The sequence below is a fragment of the Actinoallomurus rhizosphaericola genome (assembly GCF_024055675.1).
Classification (GTDB): domain Bacteria; phylum Actinomycetota; class Actinomycetes; order Streptosporangiales; family Streptosporangiaceae; genus Actinoallomurus; species Actinoallomurus soli.
Map to the genome: position 1 here is coordinate 160,829 of NZ_JAMXMW010000019.1, position 19,708 is coordinate 180,536.

The 19,708-nt window shown below is 71.1% G+C and carries 16 protein-coding genes and 1 pseudogene; 10 read left to right on the plus strand and 7 right to left on the minus strand.

Annotation, left to right across the window (positions count from 1 at the left end; translation table 11 throughout):
* The first annotated feature begins 844 nt into the window (after positions 1–844).
* The gene (locus NE234_RS45580; protein ID WP_252785029.1) at positions 845–3,946 is read left to right on the plus strand and encodes an FtsX-like permease family protein; all 3,102 of its coding nucleotides are present in this window, start codon (positions 845–847) and stop codon (positions 3,944–3,946) included.
* A 35-nt stretch (positions 3,947–3,981) separates the two neighbouring features.
* Here NE234_RS45580 and NE234_RS46150 read toward each other — a convergent pair whose 3' ends face one another.
* Both NE234_RS46150 and NE234_RS34170 read right to left on the minus strand, forming a co-directional pair.
* Positions 3,982–4,368: a transposase gene (locus NE234_RS46150; protein ID WP_406567103.1), complete on the minus strand. Its 387-nt coding sequence runs from the start codon at positions 4,366–4,368 to the stop codon at positions 3,982–3,984.
* Positions 4,323–4,490: a hypothetical protein gene (locus tag NE234_RS34170; protein ID WP_252785030.1), complete on the minus strand. Its 168-nt coding sequence runs from the start codon at positions 4,488–4,490 to the stop codon at positions 4,323–4,325. The genes NE234_RS46150 and NE234_RS34170 overlap by 46 nt, the downstream gene beginning before the upstream one ends.
* 359 nt (positions 4,491–4,849) lie before the next feature.
* Here NE234_RS34170 and NE234_RS34175 point away from each other — a divergent pair, with 359 nt between their 5' ends.
* The 6 genes from NE234_RS34175 to NE234_RS34200 all read left to right on the plus strand — a co-directional run bounded on the left by NE234_RS34175 (position 4,850) and on the right by NE234_RS34200 (position 12,475).
* Positions 4,850–7,393, plus strand: coding sequence for an FtsX-like permease family protein (locus NE234_RS34175; protein ID WP_252785031.1), 2,544 nt, complete (start codon positions 4,850–4,852; stop codon positions 7,391–7,393).
* A complete protein-coding gene (locus NE234_RS34180; RefSeq protein ID WP_252785032.1) occupies positions 7,390–8,316 on the plus strand; it encodes an ABC transporter ATP-binding protein in 927 nt (308 codons plus the stop codon). Before NE234_RS34175 ends, NE234_RS34180 begins: the two co-directional genes overlap by 4 nt.
* Positions 8,303–8,953 carry an ABC transporter ATP-binding protein gene (locus NE234_RS34185; protein ID WP_252785033.1) on the plus strand — a complete coding sequence of 217 codons (651 nt, stop codon included), beginning with the start codon at positions 8,303–8,305 and terminating at the stop codon, positions 8,951–8,953. The genes NE234_RS34180 and NE234_RS34185 overlap by 14 nt, the downstream gene beginning before the upstream one ends.
* Positions 8,954–9,918: 965 nt before the next feature.
* Positions 9,919–10,056: a hypothetical protein gene (locus tag NE234_RS34190; protein WP_252785034.1), complete on the plus strand. Its 138-nt coding sequence runs from the start codon at positions 9,919–9,921 to the stop codon at positions 10,054–10,056.
* Between the two features lie 167 nt (positions 10,057–10,223).
* On the plus strand, positions 10,224–11,468 hold the full coding sequence (locus tag NE234_RS34195) for an AMP-binding protein (protein WP_252785035.1): 1,245 nt from the start codon (positions 10,224–10,226) through the stop codon (positions 11,466–11,468).
* Between the two features lie 530 nt (positions 11,469–11,998).
* Entirely contained in the window at positions 11,999–12,475 is a 477-nt protein-coding gene (locus tag NE234_RS34200; RefSeq protein ID WP_252785036.1) for an NUDIX domain-containing protein, read from the plus strand.
* Positions 12,476–12,534: 59 nt separating this feature from the next.
* Here the strand turns inward: NE234_RS34200 and fxlM are convergent, their stop codons facing one another.
* The gene (gene fxlM / locus NE234_RS34205) at positions 12,535–13,932 is read right to left on the minus strand and encodes a methyltransferase, FxLD system (RefSeq protein WP_308206959.1); all 1,398 of its coding nucleotides are present in this window, start codon (positions 13,930–13,932) and stop codon (positions 12,535–12,537) included.
* Between the two features lie 178 nt (positions 13,933–14,110).
* Here fxlM and NE234_RS34210 point away from each other — a divergent pair, with 178 nt between their 5' ends.
* Both NE234_RS34210 and NE234_RS34215 read left to right on the plus strand, forming a co-directional pair.
* Positions 14,111–15,499, plus strand: a complete 1,389-nt coding sequence (locus NE234_RS34210) for an MFS transporter (protein ID WP_252785038.1) — start codon at positions 14,111–14,113, stop codon at positions 15,497–15,499.
* Between the two features lie 34 nt (positions 15,500–15,533).
* Positions 15,534–16,025 (plus strand): annotated as a pseudogene (locus NE234_RS34215) (MFS transporter); the annotation flags it as partial.
* A 122-nt stretch (positions 16,026–16,147) separates the two neighbouring features.
* On the opposite strand, the gene NE234_RS34220 reads toward NE234_RS34215, so the two are convergent.
* The 4 genes from NE234_RS34220 to NE234_RS34235 form a co-directional block, all read right to left on the minus strand.
* On the minus strand, positions 16,148–16,420 hold the full coding sequence (locus NE234_RS34220; protein WP_252785058.1) for a GNAT family N-acetyltransferase: 273 nt from the start codon (positions 16,418–16,420) through the stop codon (positions 16,148–16,150).
* A gap of 54 nt (positions 16,421–16,474) precedes the next feature.
* Entirely contained in the window at positions 16,475–17,059 is a 585-nt protein-coding gene (locus NE234_RS34225; protein WP_252785039.1) for a hypothetical protein, read from the minus strand.
* A gap of 181 nt (positions 17,060–17,240) precedes the next feature.
* Positions 17,241–17,735, minus strand: a complete 495-nt coding sequence (locus NE234_RS34230; protein WP_252785040.1) for a hypothetical protein — start codon at positions 17,733–17,735, stop codon at positions 17,241–17,243.
* Positions 17,736–17,792: 57 nt separating this feature from the next.
* Complete coding sequence (locus NE234_RS34235) at positions 17,793–18,284, minus strand: hypothetical protein (RefSeq protein WP_252785041.1); 492 nt, start codon at positions 18,282–18,284, stop codon at positions 17,793–17,795.
* A 203-nt stretch (positions 18,285–18,487) separates the two neighbouring features.
* Between NE234_RS34235 and NE234_RS34240 the strand changes: the two genes are divergently transcribed.
* Positions 18,488–19,294 (plus strand): MFS transporter, encoded by an 807-nt coding sequence (locus tag NE234_RS34240; protein WP_406567104.1) that lies wholly within the window; start codon positions 18,488–18,490, stop codon positions 19,292–19,294.
* Positions 19,295–19,708 lie beyond the last annotated feature (414 nt).

Sequence of the window (19,708 nt, forward strand, 5' to 3'; positions counted from 1 at the left end):
GTATGAGTGCTTGGCCGGTCGAGGGTACGGAGGCCGTTGGTCCTAGCCGCGACGATGAGAGTGCTGCGTATCGCGGCGCCGCTTCGCGCTACCCGTGCCGTAGCCTCGCCGAGGGTGCCGGTCACTGTAACTGCGCCTGCCGGTCTGCCCTACGCCAAACTCCGTTCCCCCGTATAGACAGCGCCTACGTGATGCTGCAGACTGTTGTCATGCTATGGGTCGTGATGACGGTTGTAGCAATCATCGCCCTCCTCTTGGCGATCGCCGCTGTCTCGGATCTACGCACCCGCCGACGGGGACGTAGTCCGAAAGCCGCGAACGAAATATCGCGGCCGGTCAGCGAGACCCGCCGCGACCTACATGCGTACGACGCGTTCTCGCGCTCGATCCGCGGGCCAGGCACCGATTGGATGGACCACCGCCGCAGATAGCGGTTCCCTCACGGTGGGTCGCAGGCGTAGGGTTACTGCCTGAGTAATCTGCTTGCCGCGCTGTAGCCTCAGGTGTCACCTCCCTTCGATCCGTCGCGCGATAACCCTTGGATCATTGAACCCCTTCCCGGCGAGTGGACCATCGCGCGCAGGAAGAGTCAGGCGCTTCAACGAATACCGCTGGGCGGTGCCGCGACATACGAGCAGCTACCGACCATACGATGCATGTGACCGACCTTCGCCTTTCAACGCCCGCCTCGCGCGATCGTCTGACCGGTGGGAAACCGCGATGGCGTCGGTGCTCCGGCCTTGTAGGTGCGCGGGTGTCGAGATTGGATGACTGTGCCCTTGCCCTGATCCTGACATTCCCGTAAAGATGGCCTGATCGCGGCGAGGTGAGGGAGGCGACGGGGGTGCGACGGGCGGAGTTCACGGTCCGGCGCGCGCTCGGCCATCGTCTCCTCGTCCTGGCGGCCTCGGCGACCGTGCTGTTCGCCGTCACGATCCTGACCGCGCTCGGCGGCTACGCCGCGACCGTGACGGGCGACGGGCTGCGCGCCACCCTGGCCGCGGCGACGTTCGACGACGCCGGCACGCGGATCACCACCAGCATCGCCGCGCACGACATCCCCGCCGCGCGGCGCACGGTCACGGCCGCCGTCCGCAGGGTGTACGGGCACGTCCCGGCGGCCGTCGTGGTCAGCGCGCGCGGCGACTCGTACGCCGTGCCGGGCCAGGAGCGGAGTCCGCACCCGCAGCTCACGACGTTCGCGACGTACGACGGGATCGAGGGCCACGCCCGGCTCGTCACGGGCCGCTGGCCGACCGCGAACGGGATCGAGGCCGCCCTGCCCGTGCCGGCCGCGCGGGCGATGCGGCTGTCCCCCGGCCGTACCGTCACCCTGCACAGCCGGGTCGGCGGCCCGCCGGTCACGGTCACCGTCACCGGGCTGTTCGAGGCGCGGCACGCGGACGACTGGTTCTGGGGCGGCGACCGGCTCGTCACGACCGGGGCCGAGCGCCTCGGCTACACCACGTTCGGCCCGCTCGTGGTGCCTCCGGCGACGTTCAGCGCGCGCTTCGCCACGACGGTGACGGTGCGCTGGCTCGTGTCCCCGTCCACGCGGGAGATCCGCGCGAACGAGCTGACGGACGTCGCGGCGCGCGCCCGGGCGCTCCCGGCCGCGCTCGGCGGCTCCTACAGCGTGAAGTCCTCGTTGGCGGACCTGCTGACGCAGGTCGGCCGGGCGCTGCTCGTCGCGCGGTCGACGCTGCTCATCCCGGCGTTGCAGCTCGTCGTCCTCGCGGTGTACACGCTGACGCTCGTCGCGCGGCTCCTCGCCGAGCACCGGCGGGTCGAGGTCATGCTCATGCGCGCGCGTGGCGCGTCGACGCGTCAGATCGCGGGCCTCGCCGCGTCCGAGGGCCTGTTGCTCGCCCTCCCGGCCGCGGTGGCCGCGCCGTTCCTCGCGCCCCCGCTCGTACGCGCCGTCGCGGGAGGCACCGCCACGCCGCCGTCACCCGTACTGGCCTGGGCGATCGCGGTCGCGGGCGCGCTGGCGTGCGCCGCCGCCCTCTGCCTGCCGGCGCTGAGCGGCGTCCGGCGAACGTACGTCGCGGCCCTCGCCGAGCGCGGCCGGGGCGAGCGGCGTGCGGCGATCCAGCGGGCCGGCGGCGACCTGGCCCTCGTCGTCCTCGCGGCGCTGGCGGTCTGGCAGCTCGCGCACTACGGCGGCCCGGTCACCGCGACGGCGACGCGGGGGCTCGGCATCGACCCGCTGATCGTCGCCGGTCCGGCGCTCGCGCTCCTCGCCGGGGGCGTCCTCGTCCTGCGGCTCGTGCCGGTCGCCTCGCGCGCCGGGGAGCGGGCCACCACGCACGGCCGCGGCCTGGCGCCCGCGGTGGCGACGCGGCAGGTCAGCCGCAGGCCGCTGCGTACCGCCGGCCCCACTCTGCTGCTGGTGATGACGGTGGCGGTGGGCGTGCTGTCGGTCACGACCGGCGTGACGTGGCGGCAGTCGCAGCTCGACCAGGCGGACTTCCAGGCCGGCGCGGACCTGCGGGTCACCGCGCCGACCGACGACACGTCGCCGCAGACGGCGGGGCAGGGCGGCCGGTACGCCGCGCTGCCCGGTGTGACGGCGGTGAGCCCGGTCCTGCGGGCGTTCGGCGGGACCGCGAGTTCGGACGTCACGGTGCTCGCGGCCGACGCCGCCAAGATCGCACGGATGCTGCGGACCCCGTTCCCGGCGGACCCGGCGCGGCTCGCGGCGGGCCGTACGGGCGCGGCGGTACCGGTCCCGGGGCGGCCGTCGCGGCTGTCCGTCGGGGTGCGCGCCGACGGGACGGGCGGCCCGGTCGAGCTCTCGGTGATCATCACCGACGCGTTCCACGTGACGTACGAGGTCGACGTCGGCTCCGTGCCCGCCGACGGAGGCACCCACACCGAGGACGTCGACCTGTCGGCGGCCGCCGGGGCCGGCGGTGCCATCGCCTACCCGATCGCGGTCCGCGGCTTCCGCTTCTCCTACGTCGGCGCGTCCGGCGGCCGTCCGGGCGACCTCACGCTGACCGTGCCGGCGCTGGGTTCGCCGGCGGGCGTTCAGTGGACCGGGCAGATCACGGCGAGCGACGGCATCGCCGAGAACCTGCGGCCCGAGCCGGGCGGGCTGCTGAGCCTGCGCCTGCCGCCCGCGTCCGCCGCCCAGTGGCAGTCACCCCAGCTCGTCGGCAGCGCCCTGGTGCGCGGCGGGCAGGCCGACGCGCCTCTCCCGGCGATCGTCACCCGTGACCTCGCCGCCCGCGCGCACGTCGGCGTGGGCGGCCGGCTCAGCCTCGACCAGGGCGGCCTCGCCCATCCGATCACGGTCGCGGGGATCGTCCCCGCGCTGCCGTCGGTCGCGCCAGGCCGGCCCGGGGTGATGGTCGACTGGGCCGCGCTGAGCGACCGGGATCTCGCCGCCGGTGTTCCCGCGCCCGCGCCCGGCGAATGGTGGCTGACGGCCCGCGATACCGCGCCGGCCGCGAAGGCGCTCGCCGGGCAGACCGTCGTCGATCGGAACGCCCTGCGGCGCCGGTTGCGCGACGCCCCGCTGGGGCGTGGGCTCCGGGGCGCCCTCATCCTCGGGTTCGGCGCCGCGCTGGTGCTCGCGGCGATCGGGTTCGCGGTCCACACGGCCGTGTCGGCGCGGGAGCGCGCCGGTGAGTTCGCGGTCCTGCGGGCGCTCGGCGTCGGCGGGCGGCAGGTCCTCGGCCTCGTCGCCGTCGAGCAGGCGTTCCTCGTCGGCCTGGGCCTGGCCGGCGGTCTGCTCCTCGGCGTCGTGCTGGCCCGCCTCGTCGTGCCGCACGTCGTGCTCACGGCGGCCGCCACCACTCCGTACCCGCCCGTGCACGTCATCCTGCGGTGGCCGGCGATCGTCTCGATGCTGGGCGCGATCGTCGTGCTGATCGCCGCGGTGCTGCTGCTGTTCGCCCGCTCGCTGCGGCGCGGCCGTCCCCTGGAGGATCCTCGATGAGGTTGTCAACCGGCGCCGGAGGATCGGTGAAGGCGTCAGGCCGCCATGGCGTGAGTCTGCGGTGGCCGGGGTTGGAGGCATCGGCCGTCACGGATGAAGGCCCGCAAGAGGTTAAGGCGACCTCGGGCGATTGCCAGCAGGACCTGGGCATGCCGTTTTCCTTCGGCTCTCTTGCGGTCGTAGGACCGCTTGGACTGCGGGCAGCAGCGGATTGCGGTTCGGGCGGACAGATGGAAAACGCACAGCAGGCGGCGACTGGAGCGCTGGGATTCGTGCAGATTGCCGCTGCTGCGGCCCGAATCGCGGGATACCGGGGCCAAGCCAGTGACATCGGCCAGGAGGCCCGGTGTTGCGACAACGGTCATTCCACCGCCAGTCAGGTCGATGAAGTGGACGCTGAGCAGGGTGCCAATGCCGGGCATACTTTCATCACCTTCGCGCGCCACTTCGTGAGGACGTCGAGTTCAGCAATCTGCGTATCGAGGTACATCACCTCCTCGGGTAGTCGGGCGACAACGGCAGCGGCCAACTGCTCGATCAGCAACGCGGCCTCGTCGTTGGCTACCCGCCTGGGTGCCACCTGGGGCACCACCGACGTCGGTCGCCGCGTAGTGGTGGTGGGCCTTGCCCGGGTGCGCACCGGACCGCGACCGGGGCACCGGCACCTCCCTTATCCAGCGTCCGGTCACCGTCCCACCAGACGACCTTGCCGACGTTTCCTTACACAGCGATCGTGTTCGCATATCCCAATGAGCGGCCGAGCCGCCGCAGGACACCAGGCGGCCAATCCTCCTTAGCCACAGCAACGACATAGCGGATGAAAGCCACATTTGGTTCTCCTGGGGTTCTCCCGATCCTACGAGCGACCAGGACCGAACCCACGATCAAGAAAGGTAAGGAGCGATGATCGGGCGGACCGCGCGGGCGCACTGGCCGGCGCTGCTCGTGCTCGGGCTGCTCGTGCTGGCCACGACGTTCCTGGCCGACGCGGGGCCGCGCGCGCTCGTCGCCGGGTACGACCGCGCCGCGGGGGAGACGGTAGCCGGGGCGCCGTCCGGCGCCGCGGACCTCGTCGTGTCGTCCGGGCTGCCGTCGGTCGCGCCGTCTGACGAACAGGCGCGGGGTGGGCGTCTCCTCGCGAGTACGGACGGGCTCGCGACGGCGGCGCGGCGGTGGCGCGCGACGTTCCCGCAACCGCTGCGGGACACCGTCGTCACGGCCGACCAGTTCGCCGGCTCGTCGTTCCTGCCGCTCGCGCATGGCGTGAGGCAGACCCTGGCGCTCGGTTACTCCAGCAGCGTGAACGCCCACATCCGGTACGTCTCGGGCCGCCCGCCCGGCCCCACGCTCGAGACCGCGCTGCCCGAACGCGCGGCCCGGCGGCTGGGCGTCGCGGCCGGCGACGTCCTGCGCACCGCGACCCAGCCGGCCCTCAACGTGCGGATCACGGGGCTGTTCGTCCCGGCGGACCCCGCCAGCGCCTACTGGGCATCACATGCCAAGTTGGCAGACGCCGAGCAGGGAAACGACATCATCCGGGCGACCGGGATCCTCGACCCGGCCGGCTACCGCGCGCTGTGCACCCGGACGCCGTTCGGGATCAACGCCACCTGGACGTACACGCCCGGCACCGACCGGGTCACGGCCAGGTCCGCGAAGACGCTCGTGGACGACGTCCACCGGTCCGCCGAGAAGATCGCCGGCGAGGACACCTCGATGAGCACGCGGCTGGACTGGGTGCTCGACGACTTCGTGCAGCGGCTCCGGACGACGCAGGCGCTGATGTTCCTGTCGGTCTCCGGGCTGTTCGCCGCCGCGCTCGGCGTGCTGGCCCTCGCCGTCGGGCTCCTGCTCCGGCGGATGAACCCCGACCTTCACCTGCAGGCCGCCCGCGGGGCATCACGGCTCCGGCTCGCCGGGCTCACCGCCGGTGTCACGGCCCTGGTGACGCTGCCGGCCGCCGCCGTCGGCCTCGCGCTGTCCGCGCTGCTCGTCGACGGCCCGGCGCAGACCGTGTCGTACGCGGCGGTGGCGATCCTGGTCGTGACGGCGATCGGCGGGCCGGCGGCCGCCGGGCTCCGTCTCCCGGGACGGCGGCTGGTGGCCGAGGGTCTGCTCGTCGTGCTCGCGGTGGCCGGGACGTACCTCGTCCGCCGGCGTGGCCTCCCCGCCACCGGGAGCGTCGATCCGTTCCTGTCCGCCGTCCCCGTGCTCCTGGCCGTGGCCGCCGGGCTGGTGCTCCTGCGCGCCCTCCCGTACGTCCTGCGGCCGGTCCAGCGGATCCTCGCGCGGGGGCGGTCGGCGGTCCCGTTCATCGGCGTCGCCCGCGTGTCGACGGCGGCGCTGCCGCTCGTCGTCGTGCTGCTGGCCGTGGCGGTCATCGGGTTCGGCTCGACGGTCGAGGCGAGCCTGAGCCGTGCACAGCGCCTCGCGACGTACGCCTCGGTGGGCGGGGACGCGCGGGTCGACGCGGTGACCATGAGCCGGGACGTGATCGACCGGGTGCGCCGCACACCCGGCGTACGGGCCGTCGTGCCCGCGCAGACCGTCCACGCGGCCCGGATGTCCGTGGACGGCCAGCTCATCAGCGAACTCACCGTGATCGGCGTCGACCTGCCCGCCTACCGGCGGCTGATGGCCGACACGCCCCTGCGGCCGCCGGTGTGGCCGCGCGGCCCCGGGATCCCGGCGCTGTTCTCCCCCACCGCGCACGCGCCGAAATCGGGGGTCAGCGTGTCCACCGACTACGGCCAGAGCATCCCGCTGCGCAACGCCGGCACGGTCACGGGCTTCCCCGGCCAGTCCGGCGACGACCCGTTCGTCCTCGTGCCCGCCGACGCGCTCAGCCGCGCCACCGGCGGCGGCAACACCGGCTCGGTCTCCATCTTCGTCCGCGGCGACCACATCGACGCGGCGGCGCTGTCGCGCGCCGCCGCCCAGCCGTCCCTCGGCGCCGCCGAGAAGAACGCCGTGACGACGTACCGCCAGGAGCACGCCGCGCTCACCCAGGGGACGCTCGGCCGGATCGTCGGTCAGGGGTTCGGCCTGACGGCCGCCCTCGTGACCTGCTACGGAACGCTCGCGATCCTGGTGATGCTGTTCGCGGGCGCGCGGGGCCGCGGGCGCGCCGTGTCGTACCTGCGCACACTCGGGCTGAGCCGCCGGCAGGCGCACTGGCTGGCCGTCGTCGAGATCGCGCCGGTGCTGCTCGTCGCGTTCGCCGGCGGGTGGGCGCTCGGGCTCGTCCTGCCGCGTCTGCTGGGGCCCGCCATCGACCTGAGCCCGTACACGGGCGGGTCGCCGGTCCGGCACTTCGTGCCCGACCTGGCGGTCTCCGCGTCGCTCGCCGGCGGACTGCTGGTCTTCGCGGCCCTGGCCGTGTTCATCGACGCCCTGGTCGCGACGCGGCGCGGCCTCGGCGGCGTGCTGCGGATCGGAGAGGTATGAGTCTGGACGAACCCGACCTGGCGGAACTTGAGCGCCGCGCCGGCACCACCGGCCCGGCCTACGGCGCGGACGCCCACATCGTCTGCGACAACCTGGTGCGGATCTACCAGACGCAGGGCGTCGAGGTGATCGCGCTGCAGGGCCTGGACCTGCTCGTCGAGGAGGGCGAGATGGTCGCGCTCGTCGGCGCGTCCGGGTCGGGCAAGTCGACGCTGCTGAACATCCTGGCCGGGCTGGACGTGCCGACCGCGGGCGTGGCGCGGGTCGCCGGGGTCGACCTGCTCGACATGTCGGGCCGCGACCGGCTGCGGTTCCGGCGGGAGCTCGTCGGGTTCGTGTGGCAGCAGACCGCGCGGAACCTCCTGCCGTACCTGTCGGCCGCGGAGAACGTCGAGATGCCGATGCGGTTCGCCGGTCTCGGGCGGAAGGCGCGGCGCACGCGCGCCCTCGAACTGCTCGACCTGGTCGGCCTGGCCGACCGCGCCACGGCGCGACCGGCCGAGATGTCCGGCGGCGAACAGCAGCGCGTCGCCATCGCGGTGGCCGTCGCGAACCGGCCGAAGGTCGTCCTCGCCGACGAGCCCACCGGCGAGCTCGACACGGCGACCGGCGCGTCGGTGTTCGCCGCCCTCCGCACCGCGAACCGGTCCCTCGGCGTCACGACCGTCATCGTCACCCACGACCCGGAGGTCGCCGGCAACGTCGACCGGACGATCGGCATCCGCGACGGGCGGACGAGCAGCGAGATCCTCCGCCGCACCTCCGAGTCCGGCGACGTCGTCGTCGCGGAGTACGCCGTGCTCGACCGGGCGGGGCGGCTGCAGCTCCCCCGGTCGTTCACCACGGCGCTGGACATGAAGGACCGGGTACGCCTGGAACTGGAGACGGATCACATCGGAGTCTGGCCTGATGATCACCGTTGAGGGCCTGAACAAGGCGTACGGGGCGAACCACGTCCTCCGGGACGTGAGCTTCACGGTCGAGGCCGGGGAGCTCCTGGCCGTACGCGGCCGTTCGGGCTCGGGGAAGACGACGCTGCTGAACCTCATCGGCGGACTCGACAGCCCGGCCTCCGGCCGGGTCGTCGTCGGCCCGTGGGAGGTGACCTCGTCCGGCCCGGCGGAGCTGCAGCGCATGCGCCGGGAGACGGTCGGGTTCGTGTTCCAGTCGTTCGGGCTGATCCCGGTGCTGTCGGCGGCGGAGAACGTCGGCGTGCCGCTGCGGCTGACGCGGACCCCCGCCCGCGAACGCGAGGAGCGCGTGCGGCTGCTGCTGGCCATGGTGGGCCTCGCCGACCACGCCCGGCAGCGCCCGTACGAACTGTCCGGCGGCCAGCAGCAACGCGTCGCCATCGCCCGCGCCCTGGCCCGGTCGCCGCAGGTGCTCATCGCCGACGAGCCGACGGGACAGCTCGACTCCGAGACCGCCCAGTCGATCATGCAGCTGATCCGCGCCGTCGTCCGCGACCAGGGCGTCACGGCCGTCGTCGCGACCCACGACCCCCTCCTGGTCCGCCACGCCGACCGCGTCATCGAACTCCGCGACGGCGCCGTGCTCTAGCAACATGTGCCCAATCGCCGCTGACGGTTGAGCAGTGACAGACGAGTTGGCATGGAGAACGCTCGGCACGCCTAACTTCGTCGTGGTGGTGCTGTGGTGGTCTAGTGCACGGCGAGCAAGTCGGCGAGGCACCAAGTCGCTTTGCACCCCAGCTCGAGGGCTGTGCCCGCACTGACCAGGTCCATCACGACCGGCAGCGTGTCGATGTCCGCAAGCGACATCCTGACTTTACCTCCGCTTCCCTTCCGCGGAGCAGGTGTTTCGGTACGGGAGGGCCGGTGAGGCGTCCCGCATCAGGACAGGGCGGAGACGCCCAAGGCCGACGTCTGCGGTTGGGCGATGCCGCGAACGGATGCCCGGGACCTGCGGCGGCCCGCAGCGGTCGACTGAGCCCCTGCCAATCGGTCGAGCACCCGCCTGGGGCGATCCCCATCGACGCTCGCCTCGATACGGGTCGTCAACGCGAATCCGCCGGTCTGCGCTCACACGTCGATCAGGTCCCCCCGGGTGAAGGCGGGCAGGCCGCCGAGCCGGATCCTAAGCGCGCTGGCACGATCACCACCGGCGGGGGACGGCCGCTTACCGACGCTCGGACGGCGCCGGAGGGAGGGGCGTAAGGATGAGTGCCCTGGGCAGTGACCGCGGTCCGGATGTCCCTCTGGCGGCCACCGCTCCACATGTGGTGACCCCATCCGGCTGGCCTGCCGCCCAGGGCACGCACATATACGCCTACCTTGATAACGCCGGTCAAGCCGATGCAGTCGGGGGCTGTCGGGTGTGGTCGCGGGCGGCATTATGGCGCACTAACCACACAGCCGATTGAGGCGTCCGGTTGCACGGCACAGGCGTCATCGATTCACAGCACCACGCCGTGAAGGTCGTTCCTGGCCGCTGTCTGACGCCTTACCCGGTCCGGGCGCTTGGTCCTCGGGCTGGGTGATTGCTCGGCGCAGGATAAGGACCTCATGGACGTTCACGTGCAGCGGAATACCGGCGGCGCGGGCTTTGCGGGTTTCGTGCATTGCGAAGAACGATGCCCTCGTCACCAGGTGGCCGTCTTTGATCCCGCACAGCAGAGCCACGAGTCGCTGCACCGCTTCTGACCGTACGGCTCCCCGACATCGGCGTGCCGATGCGCGCGGCCGCCCCCGGCCGCCACCTCCATTCCGGACCGCCTACCAACGCCCGAACGAAGCCCTGGCGGCCGCCGTCACGGCCATCACCCGGTTCGTCACCCAGAAGCACGCCGCCCGCACCGAGGAGGTCTGGCATGCCTGACTGGACGATCTCCACCACCGGCACCGACCCGGCACCTGCGCAGGTCCTCGCCGAGGAAACCTATCTGCCCCTGACCCGCCCGACCCAACACACTCCGAGCACCTACCTGCTGCACGGATCCGACCAGGCCCGGATCGCCGCGGCCGCGCAGGCCACGCTGCAGGCCGGCCATCGCCTCGTCCTGCTCCCCGGCCCGTCGACCGGAGCCCTGCCAGACGGCATCGCCCTGCGGATCGACGAGTGGCGATGCCGCCTCGACGAGCACACCGGCGGGGACGTCCGCAGCGGCTGGAACGTGGCGATGTTCACCTCCGGCAGCACCGGGACCCCGCGTGGGTACGGGTTCACCAGGCCGCAGCTAGACCGGGTCACCGCCTGGTACGAGCAGATCTACCGGGTCACCAAGGACAGCATCCTCGTCACCGCGCTTCCGGCCGCCTACAACTTCACCTTCGTCGCCGGCGTTCTCCTCGCCGCCCGGCTCGGCGCCCGCCTGCACCTCAGCCGATCCCTCCCACGGGTCCTGCACGACGCCAAGCACCTGGCCGGTACGGCGGACCGGCTCGTCGTCCTGGCCAACCCCGTCATCCTCGACCAGGCTCAAGCGGCCGGCCCGCTGCCGCGCAACGTCCTGGTCGACTCCGGCGGCGCACCGCTCAGCACCACCGCGGCCATGGACTACCGCAACCACGGCATCGACCTTCGCGAGGGCTACGGCCTCACCGAGACCGCGAGCCTCACCCACTTCGACACCGATGCCGGAATCGCCTCAGTCGGAACGGTCGGTGTCGGGATGCCCAGCGTGCGCACCGTCATCGACACCGTTGGCGGTGCACCCGTCGTCGAGGTCGCCAGCCCGGCCATCGGCGTACCTCTCGATCATGCCGAGCCTGCGCCCGGAGGGCGGCTGCTCACAACCGACCTCGGCCGCCTCGATGATCGCGGCCGGCTGCGGCTGCTCGGCCGCATCGGCGACGAGCAGATCGGTGGTCTGTGGCCCCGGGACACCCTCGACGTCCTCGGGCCGTTCCTGCGTCGACGCAGCGCGCTCGTCCGCCATCACACGGGCCAGGCGACAATCCGCCTGCTCGCCGAGGCCAGCGCCGAGTACACCACCGCGATCCAGTGCCGCGCCGCCGATGCTCTGGGCATATCACCCGACGACGTCTTCGTGACCAGCCAGGGCCCGACGCCCCTCCTGCACTCGGTCAGGCTCACACGAAGCCAGCCGCGCTGACCGGCCTACGGGAACATCGACAGCCACCTCGCGCAGCAACGGGAGCCAAGGTCATATCTGGTTATGGCATGCGGTCGGGACTGAATCGCTAATCGGTTCAGTCCCGACCGCACGCGCGCCGCCGAAGACGCCCTGCGTCGAGATGGCGAACCGCAGCGCACCTACTCACTGCTCATGGGACCGGCCGCCGGGACCGTGGACTCCCACACCGCCAGAACGCTCACCGAAATCGGAGACCTGCCCGGCACCGAGCAGTCTTCACCTCCTGGGATCCGGTCGCCTTCCCGCGCGTTCACCTGCTCACCCACATGGACCGCGGAGACTGTCTCGCCGCCCAAGCTTGCGCCGATGAGGCCGTAGCAGCCTGGAGCCGGCGCTCGATCTGGCCGAGGGAATGGCCTCATCCCGAACCAGAACCGCGTTGGCGTCCATCCGGCCCACCCTCACCGTTTACCGGCGCTGTGGTGTTCCCGGCGCGGCCCTTTTGGAGCACCGGATCCGGCAGGCAACCTTCTGAGAGGATCGATCCCGTGACCGACACCGCCCTGCCCCCGGCGCTTGCCTCCCACACCCTGCTCGTCGCCGCCGTCATCGTGCACGACACCACAGCGGGCCGGGTGCTGCTGATCCAGCGCGGACCCGACGCCAAGTTCGCTGCTGGGCATTGGGATTTGCCTGTCGGTAAAGCCGACAAAGGCGAGGTCATCACCATGACCGCCGTCCGGGAGTTGAAGGAGGAGACCGGCCTGGTCGTGGAGCCGGCCGAGCTGAAGGTCGCAGGCATCATCCAGGGCGCGTGGGGTGTCGAGGCCCCCAACGGCTTCTTGACCGTCGTCTTCGTCGCCGACACCTGGGCCGGCGAGCCGGTGAACGCCGAGCCGCACAAGCACTCTCAGGTGACGTGGTTCCTCGTCGAGCAGGTGCCCTCACAGTTCGTGCGCACGACGCGCGAGGCACTGATGAACTACCTCCACGGCGGACCGATGGTGTTCACCGACGGCTTCTAACGTCCCCATGGCGTTCAGGACGCCAGTGTGCGTGCGCGAGGAGACCTCCTCGGAGTTGATCACGTTGACCGCTTCTCCGCAGCGGGCCAGGAGATCGCGACCAGTCCGTGGGCCTTCTCCATGACCGCGACGCCGTCCGGCAGGTCGAGTTCGTCGCTGCCTGTGGGCCAGAACGCGAACGTGGGGGCTGGCCCGCGCCGGGCCTGGCGGTCCCACGCCCGGATCTGCTCGACCATCACCGCCGCGGCGGCCTCTGCGTGGCAGCCGTAGGCGCGTGCTCCGAACTCCGAGCCGGTGCCACCGGCGGCCGGGCGTACGACGAGGTAGGCGAGCGAGTCGTCGCGTACGGCCCCGAAGGGGAACCACCGGCCGGTGCTAAGAGCCAACACGTCCTTCTCGGCCGTGATCCGGCAGAAGCCGGGCAGGAAGCAGGCGAACCACAGGTGCAGGTCGGCGAACGAGACGCCGTGGCCGATCGTGGCGCCGGACCATACCTCTGCGGGCTCGGTCGCCAGGACACCGTCCAGTTGGTGCGGGTTCTCCGGTGCTCCCTCGTCGAAACGGAGCTCGACGCGGCGACCTTGAGCATCGGTCAACGGAAGCGCCGATTCGTGACGCGCGCCGGCGCCCTGCATCGCGACGAACCCCGCCACCTCGGAGGAGGTACTCACCAGGTGACCCGCCTCACGGCGAAAAGCGATGGCACGGGTGATGCCGTTCATCCGCAGCGGTACGACGAGCCGTCCGCCATCGGTGAGTTGCTCCCGCCAGGCCGGGGGGATGTCCCAGGCGCCGACCGTGACGATGACCGCGTCGAAGGGAGCGAACTCGGGGGCTCCCTGCTCGGCGTCGGCCAGCGTCACCGTGACCCGGCCGCCGTACCCGGTGGCGTCCAGCAGGAAGCTGGCGCGGTCGGTCACCTCCGCGTCAATGTCGGCCGTGACGACGCGCCCCTCCGGGCCGACCACCTCGGCCAGCAGCGCGGCGTTGTAGCCGCCCGATCCCACCTCGAGCGCGCTCATGCCCGGCCGAAGCTCGGCCTGCTCGATCATGCGGGCCTGGATGAACGGCGCGCTGACCGAGGAGATCGCGGCCCCGTTCTCACTCGTCTTGGTCACCACCGCCTGATAGGCGTCGTACGCGGCCTCCAGGGTCGTGCCGGCCGGAACGAACTGCTCACGCGGCACCGTACGGAAGGCGTACTCCACCCGTGGGGAGGTGATCTTGCCGTCCGTGAGGAGCTGGTCCGTCATGGCGTCGCGGAGAGCACGCGCAGCGCTTGCGGTGGGAATTCGAGGGCTGCCGGTCGTCGTCACCGACGTCACCCTAATCGCAGGGACCGGCCCGCCGGGGGCAGCACCGCGCTGTTCGCATGAACCCGTCGCGGGCTGCGCGAGGCCATTCCGCCGGCATCGCCGATCAGGTGCGGCCGTGGCGGCCGATACGTGTCGGACCACCCGATCATGCGCCCCGCCGCGTAGTGTCCCCGCCCGACACGGTTCCCCCGGGGAGGCAGATGATGATCACGCCGACGCGAACATTCTGGGAGTTAGTGCTTCGAAGCTGCAGGAGCGGCAGTAGTCGCCGCACGCAGGGCTCTACCCCCGGTTCGCCTGTAGTCCGAGCGCCGGCGACATGAGCAGACGTGGCCTGCTTAAACGACTCGCCACATCCGACCAGGCCAAAGAACATCTTCACCGGATCAGCGCGCCGCTTCGCGGTGACCGGCGCTTCCGTCGCTACTTCATCGCTGGCCAGATCAATGCCGCGGGGACGACGATGGAGGTCGGTGCCCTGGCGTTCGTGGTGTTGGGCACCGGGGCCGGTGCACCGGGGATCGCGATGGTGCTGCTGGCCAACATGGTCGCCGGCATCGTGATCAGCCCGCTGGGCGGGGTGGTCGCCGACCGGCTGCCCCGCGCGTTGATCATCGCGGTAGTCGAATGCGTGATCGGCTTGATCACCGTCGCCGAGACCATTCTCATTGCCACCGGGCGCGCGGCGGTGTGGAACCTGGCGGCGCTTGCCGCGGCGAATTCGGCCGCCGCGTCGTTCTCCGAACCCGCCCGCGTGGGGCTGATCCCGGCCATCGCCCCGGCCGAGCAGCTGCAGGAGGCCAACGCGCTGGTTCAACTGTCGCGCCACGTCATCCGAACCGTCGGACCGGCCATCGGCGGCACGATCGTCGCCACCGCCGGGCCCGCCTACGGTGTCGGCCTCAACGCGGTCTCGTTCTTCGCCTCCGCCGCGCTGATCGCCACGATCAGCGCCCCCCGTGCCGCTCGCCGAGCCTTGAGTTTGCGGGCGGACCTGGTGGAAGGCTGGTCGGCGGTCCGATCCCGGCCGTGGATCTGGGCCAGCTTGATTGGTGCTGCGGTCATGGTCCCCGGCTGGCACGTCGGCTACGGGATTCTGGGTCCGCCGTGGGCGAAAGCGCATCTGGGCGGGGCCTGGGCATGGGGCCTGATCGCCTCCAGCCTGGGCTGCGGTATGGCCCTGGGCGCGGTCGTATCGCTGCTGTGGCGGCCGACGCGCGCCGGATGGGCCAACTGCCTCGGCTGCGCCGCGCTCGCCCTCCCCGATCCCGTGATGGCCGCCGGCGCGCCACTGCCGGTCGTGATGGGCGCGGTCGCCGTGGCCGCCGGTGGGCTCAGCGTCGCCTCGATCGCCTGGCAGACCGCGATCCAGCAGCACATCCCCACCGTCCAGCAGGGCCGCGTTGCAGCCTACGCCGGGATCACCGAAATCTCCCTGGCACCCGCCGGGTACCTGCTGGTCGCCCCCGTCACCAGCGCGATCGGCGTACGCGCCACCCTCACGGGGTGCGGGGCTCTGCTCGCCGTCGCCAACTTGGTGCCGTTGCTGAGCCGCGACGTTCGCCGGCTGAGACTCCACCCGCCCGGCCCCCACAGCGCCGAGGAGATCAGCTCGCTCACTCGGCGAGGGGCGGAAGACTCCGCAGACCAGGTCGAGACACCGGCCGGCGCGGCTGCGGAGCGGCTCGCCGAACCACCGGCACGATAAAGCGATGCGGCGCTTGCGCGGACACGTCGCCGAAATGGCGGCCCCGCTGACGAACCGGCAGTTCCGCGTCTTCTTCGCAGCGCAGGTGATCTCATCGGCCGGGGGAGCTGTCGCACCCATCACCCTCGCCTTCGCCATCTTGCAGCTGGGCGGCCGGGGCACGGGCATCGCCGTTGTCTTGGGGGTTGAGTTCAGCGTCTACATAGCGCTGCTCCCGGTCGCCGGCGTCATCGCCGACCGCATGCCTGGCAAACCGCTGCTGATCGCTTCCCAGGTCGTCCTCGCCTTCTTCCAGTTGGCCGAGGCCACCTTGATCCTGTCCGGCGTGGCGACGGTGTGGTCGCTGGCCGCGGTCTCCGGCGGAGGCGCTGCAGGGGCGGCACTGTTCACCCCGGTCGGGCGGCGTCTGCTCGCCCAACTACTGCCTGGGGCAGCACTCGCCCGCGCGAACGCACTCACCCAGGCCACCAAGCACGGGATCGCCGCCCTCGGGCCTGTGGCCGGCAGCGTGCTCATCGTCACGATCGGCGCGGGCTGGGGCATCCTGTGGTTTTCCGAACGCCGTCCTGGTCGAACGCCTGCTGAGCTGGGATCGAACGTCAGCGACATGTTCACGACGTGGCGAGTCCTCCGGACGTGTGCACGGTATCAGTCCGAACCCGCGATGGTGCTGCGGCGTTCAAGGAGGGTGACGTCCCGCCATTGGCTGTCGTGGCGGCCGATGCGTTGCCGGGTGCCGACGGTGCGGAATCCGGCGTTTGCGTGTAGGCGGAGGCTGGCGGTGTTCTCGGGGAAGACGCCGGATTGGATGGTCCAGATACCGGCGGTCTCGGTGGAGTCGATCAGGGCTTGGAGGAGCGCGGCGGCGATGCCGCGGCTGTGGTGGTCGGGATGGACACCCGTCGTTCTGTGACAGCCCACGCGTTTCAGCTGGACCGCGGCGTCCCGTCACCGCCACTGCTCTCAACCTCTCTCCTAGTGGTCGTAGTGGAGTTTGGCCCAGACGATGATCTGGAAGGTGATGATGTCGGGCCGACCGGTGTCCTGCTGAACGTCGGTGACGCGGAGCAGCGCGCGGTGGTGGCCATTGGTCAGGGCGCAGATCATCAGACCGGGCCGGATCCGGGCCGGCTGCACGGTGATGCCGGTGTCCTGGAGCAGGCTGCATTCCTTGCGGGTGCCGACGCTGCCGGGCGGCAGGATCCCCAGGTTGGAGTCGCCGTGTCCGCCGGTGAGAGAGCGGTAGGTGTCGGTGAACTCCAGGTCGGCGACGGCGCTGCCCGGCGCTCTTTCCAGTTGCCAGTCCGGGGCCAGGGAGTCCAGGTCCACGACCCGGCCGGGCTGCAACACTAAGGGGCCCGCCCGTCGCTGGGTGTCGGGCGTCACCGTCACGGCCGGCGCCGAGGTCGGCGGTAGGGCGTTGCGCGTGCCCGGCGTCGCGTGCCGGGAGGTGCCGTGCGCGCCGCCTGCGGATCTGGCTGCGAGGACCGCGGCGACCGCGACGACCGCGATCCCGGCCAGTCGTCGGCCAGGAGCTCGTTGTTTTGCGCAGGCCGTCAATGGCTACCGGCACTGAAATTGTCAGTGAATCGGGGCCCGGCCGCGCGTCGGCGGTCGTCGACAGCGGCTCACCGAGTTCCCTGCCCATCCCCGCATTGGTCAGATGGAGCCCTGGTGTTTCGGGTGGGGCTCGAAGCGCTGCGCCGTCGCCCCGCAGCGTCGTATTGGGGTGCTGCTCGGGTCAGGATGGGGCGCAAGGAGCGCCGGTTGAGCCGGTGTTGCCGCCATTGGTGAAGCTATGGGTGTCGGTGTATGGGTGGGCGACGTAGCAGAGGCTGTTCGGGACTGCAGCGAGCGGGAGGTTGAAGTCGGCGGCACCGCTGAAGGCTTTGGGGTCTGTGTTGGTGTCGATCTTGATCAGGTCGGAAGTCCACCACAGCATTCCGGCAGAGTCGTATGAGTGCCATCCGACTCTGCCCCAACGCGATCCTTCGTAATAGAGCCCGATTGAGCCGTTGAAGTTGTGCCCGTACTTGTTGAGCCAACCAGAGTCCCAGTGGATTTCGGCATACACCTGACGGCAGGCGGTACCGCCGATGTAGCCCATGTAGAGGTCGCCAGCGTGGCCTTTGTAGTCCAGGCCGACGCCGTGCCCGACGACGATCGGTGGTAAGCAGGAGGTATCGGCGTGTGCTGCTCCGCCTGCTGTTACCCCGGTCAGCACCGATCCGGCCATGACGGCGGCCGTAGCCGCGGATCTGATCGCACGTCGCATACTCCCGATGGTCATGTTTCATAGGCTGCGGCGATAGCAGGTGAATGCATAGTTATGTAAATGAGACATCCCTTGAACTACCTTGTCCCTCTGATCGACGGCCGACTGGGCGACCAGCGCCAGCAGAATCGGGAACCGCCGCTCCTGACGCCGCCGCAGGCCCTGCACCGTCGACCGGCGGCCCAGCGTCGCCAGGAACCTGCGGCGCTCACGCGGCAGCATCGACAAATCCAGCAGGTGGGCGACCATCCCGCGCAGGAACAGCAGCTTGTCGATGGCCACCTTCACCGCCGCGGCGCTCGCCTCCACCGCCGGCGTGGTCAGCCACGCCAGCCGGGTCGCCCCCACCGCCGGGTCGGCCACCAGCAGCGCGCCCAGGCCCTCGCGCATCCGTTCGGTCAGCAGGTGGTCGACCTTCTCCGACGTCAACGCGCCCGCCGCCGACCGAGCCGAGGCGACCAGCTCCATCGGCGTGACCACGCCCGGCCGCGTCACCCTGGCGCTGACCATGAACTCCGCGCAAGGAACCGATCAGCCTCCAGATAGACCGAGCTCTCCGGCCACACGATCGTGAACGACCGCCTGCCGTTCCTCCACTCGATCTGCTGAACTCGTAGATCACCAAGGACAAGCCGTCGCCCCACAAACCCCTCCGAATCTCTACGGGCGCACATTCCGAACACGGAAGGTTAACCAGGCCATCACGCGGCAAAATGCAGCCTCGCCGGACGTCCCGTACATGCGCTGGTGCGGTCGGTAAATTGTGGGACTGCCTCACCTACATCGCCGCCGCCGTCTTGTTCACGCGCCTCCCCACCGTACGGGCAACGGGGGAGCAGAGCTTGGGCCGGCCGGTCGGCGTACGTCTCGCTGAGCTCAGCGCCGGTATCCACGCGATCACCAGCAGGACCTGGCTGTGGACCACGACCCTCGCCGACTGCGTCACCGGGGGCGCGTTCACCGCAGCCATGCTGATCGGCCCGCTGTACGCGCGCGAGCATCTGCACGGCGCCCTCAGCTGGGGAACCATCACCGGCATGCTTGCCGCCGCGACCTCGATCGGCAGCATCCTCGCCGCCCGATGGCCAAGCCACCGGCCCGGCATCCTCATGAGCCTGGGCACCGCGTCCACGGCGGCCGGGTTCGCCGCGATGAGCGCCGGCCTGCCCCTGCCAGCCATCGTGGCAGGCACCCTACTGGCCGGCATCGCCTTCGGGCCCTCCCAGGTCACACGGGTGACCGCACTGCAACAGCACATCCCGGTCAACCAGCTCGGACGCGTGGCCGCCTGCCAGGAACTCGTCACCGTACTACCCACCCCGATCGTCTACGCCGTCGCAGGCGCCGCCGCCGACACGCTCGGCTTCCGAACCGTCCTTGCGGTCTGCGCCGCCCTCATCGCCGGGCCCGCGCTCCTACCGCTGACGGTCCCAAGCGTCCGCCACCTCACCGCCGGGACCATGAACGGCGGCCGAGCCACTGCCAGGCCACGGTCACCAGGGGCACGAAAACGTCGTTGACCTTCATGCGACGGCTCTCGGGCGGGCCGATGAAGATCGGTTCGGCGGGGCCAGTTCGGCACCGACCATCATCCCGTTCCGACTTAACTTGGCTGCCTCGTCGCTCTGCGCCGGGACCTTAAACACCGACACGTGCAGGTTCGGGTGGAACCAGGACGGCCCGACGAACCGGGCCGAGTGCGGGCCCGCACGTCCGATGGCTCGTAGGGGGCCGCGACCCGGCCCCCTACTCGATCTACTTAGCCATGGCTTCGTTCGCCAGACGGGGCACCGGATGTTCGCGAGCTACGGCACCACTTTGCCCAGCGCCGGATGATCATATTCGTGAGCAGCGGCTCCACCTGTGGTCCTCATGCGACCTCGGCGCATGGACTGCATCGTTCGCGGCGCACCGCTACGGTCAATGGTCCGGCC

Bases quoted from the DNA above. Each gene is read 5' to 3' on its own strand.
- NE234_RS46150 (WP_406567103.1), bottom strand. From the start codon at position 4,368: ATGCCCGGCATTGGCACCCTGCTCAGCGTCCACTTCATCGACCTGACT.
- NE234_RS34175 (WP_252785031.1), top strand. From the start codon at position 4,850: ATGATCGGGCGGACCGCGCGGGCGCACTGGCCGGCGCTGCTCGTGCTC.
- NE234_RS34180 (WP_252785032.1), top strand. From the start codon at position 7,390: ATGAGTCTGGACGAACCCGACCTGGCGGAACTTGAGCGCCGCGCCGGC.
- NE234_RS34185 (WP_252785033.1), top strand. From the start codon at position 8,303: ATGATCACCGTTGAGGGCCTGAACAAGGCGTACGGGGCGAACCACGTC.
- NE234_RS34190 (WP_252785034.1), top strand. From the start codon at position 9,919: ATGGACGTTCACGTGCAGCGGAATACCGGCGGCGCGGGCTTTGCGGGT.
- NE234_RS34195 (WP_252785035.1), top strand. From the start codon at position 10,224: ATGCCTGACTGGACGATCTCCACCACCGGCACCGACCCGGCACCTGCG.
- NE234_RS34210 (WP_252785038.1), top strand. From the start codon at position 14,111: ATGAGCAGACGTGGCCTGCTTAAACGACTCGCCACATCCGACCAGGCC.
- NE234_RS34230 (WP_252785040.1), bottom strand. From the start codon at position 17,735: ATGGCCGGATCGGTGCTGACCGGGGTAACAGCAGGCGGAGCAGCACAC.
- NE234_RS34235 (WP_252785041.1), bottom strand. From the start codon at position 18,284: ATGGTCAGCGCCAGGGTGACGCGGCCGGGCGTGGTCACGCCGATGGAG.
- NE234_RS34240 (WP_406567104.1), top strand. From the start codon at position 18,488: ATGCAGCCTCGCCGGACGTCCCGTACATGCGCTGGTGCGGTCGGTAAA.